Source organism: Daejeonella sp. (genome assembly GCF_044232565.1).
Taxonomy (GTDB): domain Bacteria; phylum Bacteroidota; class Bacteroidia; order Sphingobacteriales; family Sphingobacteriaceae; genus Daejeonella.
Genome location: NZ_JBIILQ010000257.1, coordinates 1 through 3,866, shown reverse-complemented (window position 1 = coordinate 3,866; position 3,866 = coordinate 1). Strand labels below are relative to the sequence as shown.

6 protein-coding genes are annotated in these 3,866 nt (G+C 33.5%); all 6 read right to left on the bottom strand.

Features of this window, described 5'->3' with window-relative positions:
- On the bottom strand, positions 1–648 hold a 648-nt coding region (locus ACILQF_RS11580; protein WP_395627563.1), incomplete at its 3' end, for a deoxyribodipyrimidine photo-lyase.
- A 21-nt stretch (positions 649–669) separates the two neighbouring features.
- A complete protein-coding gene (locus ACILQF_RS11575) occupies positions 670–1,599 on the bottom strand; it encodes a TIGR01777 family oxidoreductase (RefSeq protein WP_395627562.1) in 930 nt (309 codons plus the stop codon).
- A gap of 53 nt (positions 1,600–1,652) precedes the next feature.
- Complete coding sequence (locus ACILQF_RS11570; RefSeq protein ID WP_395627561.1) at positions 1,653–2,120, bottom strand: hypothetical protein; 468 nt, start codon at positions 2,118–2,120, stop codon at positions 1,653–1,655.
- 21 nt (positions 2,121–2,141) lie between these two features.
- On the bottom strand, positions 2,142–2,666 hold the full coding sequence (gene idi, locus ACILQF_RS11565) for an isopentenyl-diphosphate Delta-isomerase (protein WP_395627560.1): 525 nt from the start codon (positions 2,664–2,666) through the stop codon (positions 2,142–2,144).
- A gap of 4 nt (positions 2,667–2,670) precedes the next feature.
- Complete coding sequence (locus tag ACILQF_RS11560) at positions 2,671–3,081, bottom strand: hypothetical protein (RefSeq protein WP_395627559.1); 411 nt, start codon at positions 3,079–3,081, stop codon at positions 2,671–2,673.
- 53 nt (positions 3,082–3,134) lie between these two features.
- Positions 3,135–3,866: phytoene/squalene synthase family protein (locus ACILQF_RS11555; protein WP_395627558.1), on the bottom strand; the 732-nt coding region annotated here is incomplete at its 5' end.

The window sequence follows — 3,866 nt, the reverse complement described above, 5'->3', positions numbered from 1 at the left end:
CTCATAATTTTTAATTCGCTCTTCAGAGATGTTAAAATCCGAAAAATTGAATTCAATATCTTCAAAACCAATATCTATCAGAGATGGGATAGGATGACTAACTTCTTTCAATAAGTTAGTTAGGAATATCTCGGAAGGATAATGAACCAAGGGCGTCTGATTGAATTTTTCTTTCCATTTTCGTGAAAATGGTGTAAAGATAGTGTATGGAGTTCCATCCGACTTCATCACTTCTGATTTCTCAAATATTACCTGATCCTTAAAGGATTTAAATTGAATATTTTTTGAAGATAAAAGATTCGAAACTCTTAAATCACGGTTAATGGCGTAAGGTTCATAGTCATGATTTGTATAAACCTCTTTTACATCATATTGGGTATTTAGCGTTTCAAACACCTGCTCTACAGTGCCATGAAAAACATACATGGAACTACCATTTCCTTTTAAAACCTCATTAATTTTTAAAAGAGATTGATGAATGAACGCTACACGCTTATCTTGTTTATCACTTAACTTATCTAGGATCTCGGGATCAAAAACAAATAGTGGCAATACGGGGTATTTGCCACTCAAGGCTTGAAATAAGGCATGATTATCATTTAACCTTAAGTCTCTTCTAAACCAGCAAACGCTAATTTCTTTTTTCATTATTTTTAGATAGATATGGCATTAATGAGAGTAAATCTCTTTCAGAGCTTCATCGAGTCCCGCATAGCGAAATTTAAATCCAGTATTTAGAAGCTTTTGGGATGACGTACGGTTACTAATTAAAATAACTTGACTCATTTCTCCTAAAACAGCTTTAAGGACAAATTCCGGGACTTTTATTGGCCAAACCGGACGGAAAAGCGTTTTAGCTAAAATTTTAGTGAATTCAAAATTTGTTACTGGTATTGGACTGCATGCATTAAAAGTCCCTTCAATATTTGGATTTTCAATTGCCCCTTCAAATAAAGCGAGGAGATCTGTTATATGAATCCAAGGCATCCATTGCTTTCCAGATCCGAGAGGTGCACCTAAAAACAGACTAACTGGAGTTTCAAGTTTAGCTAAAGCACCACCCTGCTTTGCAAGCACAAGTCCGATTCTAAATTTCACCAATCTAACGCCAAATTTTAGACCATCTTCAACAGCGCTTTCCCATTGCTGACAACAATCAGCGAGGAATCCGGTTCCCTTGGTACTGCTTTCCGTTAATATCTCATCTGCTCGATCGCCATAAAAACCCACTGCCGAGGCCGATATAATTGTTTTAACAGGTGCTTTTGTTTCTTCAATGGCTCTGTACAATAACTGGGTAGATAAAACCCGACTATCAATAATTAGCTGTTTACGTGCTTTGGTCCATCGTTCATCTGCTATACCTGCTCCTGCTAAATGAATAATAGTATCAATACCATTAAGTGACTCATTATCAATAGTTTGACTGTCAATATCCCACTTAAAAACTTTTACACCCTTTATTTTATGCGGTTTTCTAGAAAGTATAGAAACACTATGTCCCTTTTCTAAAAGATTTCTGATCAATTTAGGACCAATTAAACCACTTGCACCAGTTATTAAGATATTATTTTTTGAGTTATGATCAGTAGTTGGCATAAAATGTATGAGGCGCGTTTTTATAGATAGATACAATACATTCAAATATAAGCTTAAATTTCCTGCTTAGGAAAAAGTCGGTTCAAAGCTTGTTCTCTAAATTTAAAAATACTTTCTACCTTTTTTTTAACGAATAGCACATGTGCTATATCACCTAAAAAACCTAAAGGAAGCTCATAATTCACATCATCTTTTACTAAAACTCCGTTTTCTGTTTGAACAAATGAATGGGTATGATCCCACATCTTATACGGTCCTCTAAGCTGGCGATCGGCAAAAACATTTGGTCTATCTACCTTATAAATTTCTGTACGCCAAGGCAATGGTATACCAAGAATGGGCTTAACGGTATAATCAATTAATAATCCTTCATACACCTCTCGATCAGAGAGATCTGTTTTTATGATAAAGCTCATTTCTGGAGGAGTAATTTTAGACAGATTTTTAGCTGAAGAAAAGAATTCCCATGCTTGATCAATAGTTATCGGCAATAAATGCTCTGATTTTATGTTGTAAATCATTTGTTTTTTAGATGATAAAATTTATTTTAAATATGGCATGCAAATTTTCAGCCATGGGGTGTATAACTCGGGATTAATACTTATTTCCTTTTCGAGATTGCCAATGCTAATGTATTTCCAGTCGTTTACCTCATCCCGATTTATTTGAGGCTCTAAGTCTGAGGTGCCGAAATAAACATGGTCATATTCATGTTCGGTTAGGCCATTTGGAAATTCAAATTTGTATAGAAAACTGAAACTAAAAATAAGATCAGCTTTCATTCCCATTTCTTCATTAAGTCTTCTATTACAAGCACTTAAAGTACTTTCACCAGGCCTCGGATGACTGCAGCAAGTATTAGTCCAGAGCCCTGGAGAATGATATTTTATACTTGAACGTTGTTGGAGAAGCAATTCATTTTGGGAGTTGAAAATAAAAACAGAAAAAGCTCGATGAAGAACACCATCCAGATGAACTGAAAGCTTATCTTGTGTTCCTATTTCTTTGTCGTTTTCATCGACTAAAATTAATAATTCATCTTGCCCATCAAAGAACTCTTTATTCATTCAATTACGGATATTTTAATAAGTATGCGTTAATAATTCTCTTTAATTCTAGATCCTTTAAATCCGAAACTGACTTCGTTAAAAATATTTTATCAGTTTTTTTTTCGTTACTATAATTCAAAAAACTTGGTACACTTGTCTGGATGGTATACCTAAGAAATCGGAGTTCAATATTGGAATTATCTGATTTTATGGCACTTTCAAGTATATTTTTGCCCTTTTTAAAATGAGATAACTTACTAAATGGATTAAAAGCATGTTTGGCCAATATCATAGTAGCACCTCCCCTATATCCAGATAACAATGGGTTGTTGGTTTCATTATAAGGCAATAATATATTGATCAATTTATTACAAACTTCCTCACTGCTTGTTGCTTGATGAAGCATCAATCTAACATCTTTTATCCCAGGCATTTGAGCCATAACTGAGTTGCTAAAAAAACACAAAATAACCAACAAGTACTTTATCATACCCTATTCAATTTGCTTTGAAGCATACAATTAAGCATTAACCCAAATTTCCTACCATTATTTATTCTTATTCTCTCAGTAAGAATTTTATCAGCAGGAAGTTTTTGAATTTTATTAAATAGGGTTTTATAATACACATAAGCTAGATAAACTCCACCTTTAGACGATGAAGGAAGCATTTTTATGCCCTGAAGTGCAATTTCAAAATCTTCTGCTATTTCCTTTTCAATAATTGTTTTTACCTCGCATGTAAATTCCGAAATATCTACATTTGGGAAATAACTTCTTCCTAATAGATTATAATCATCTTTAAGATCTCTCAAAAAATTTACTTTTTGAAAAGCAGCGCCTAATTTCATGGCATAGGGCTTCATTCTGTCAAATTCAACTTGATTTCCACCTGTAAATACATGTAAACACATTAAACCAACTACTTCTGCAGATCCTAAAATATATTGCTCATATTTTTCTGGAGTATATTCAACCTTTTCTAAGTCCATTTCCATGCTATACATGAATGTTTCAATTAATTCTAAACCAATATTATATTGATGAACTGCTTGTTGGAATGAATTTAAAATCGGATTGAGGGAAATATGACTATCAATAGCAGTGAAAGTCTCCTCTTTGAATTTTGACAACAAATATTTTTTGTCAAAACCCTCAAAACTATCCACAATTTCATCAGCTAGGCGAACAAAACCATAGATTGAATAAACGGCATCACG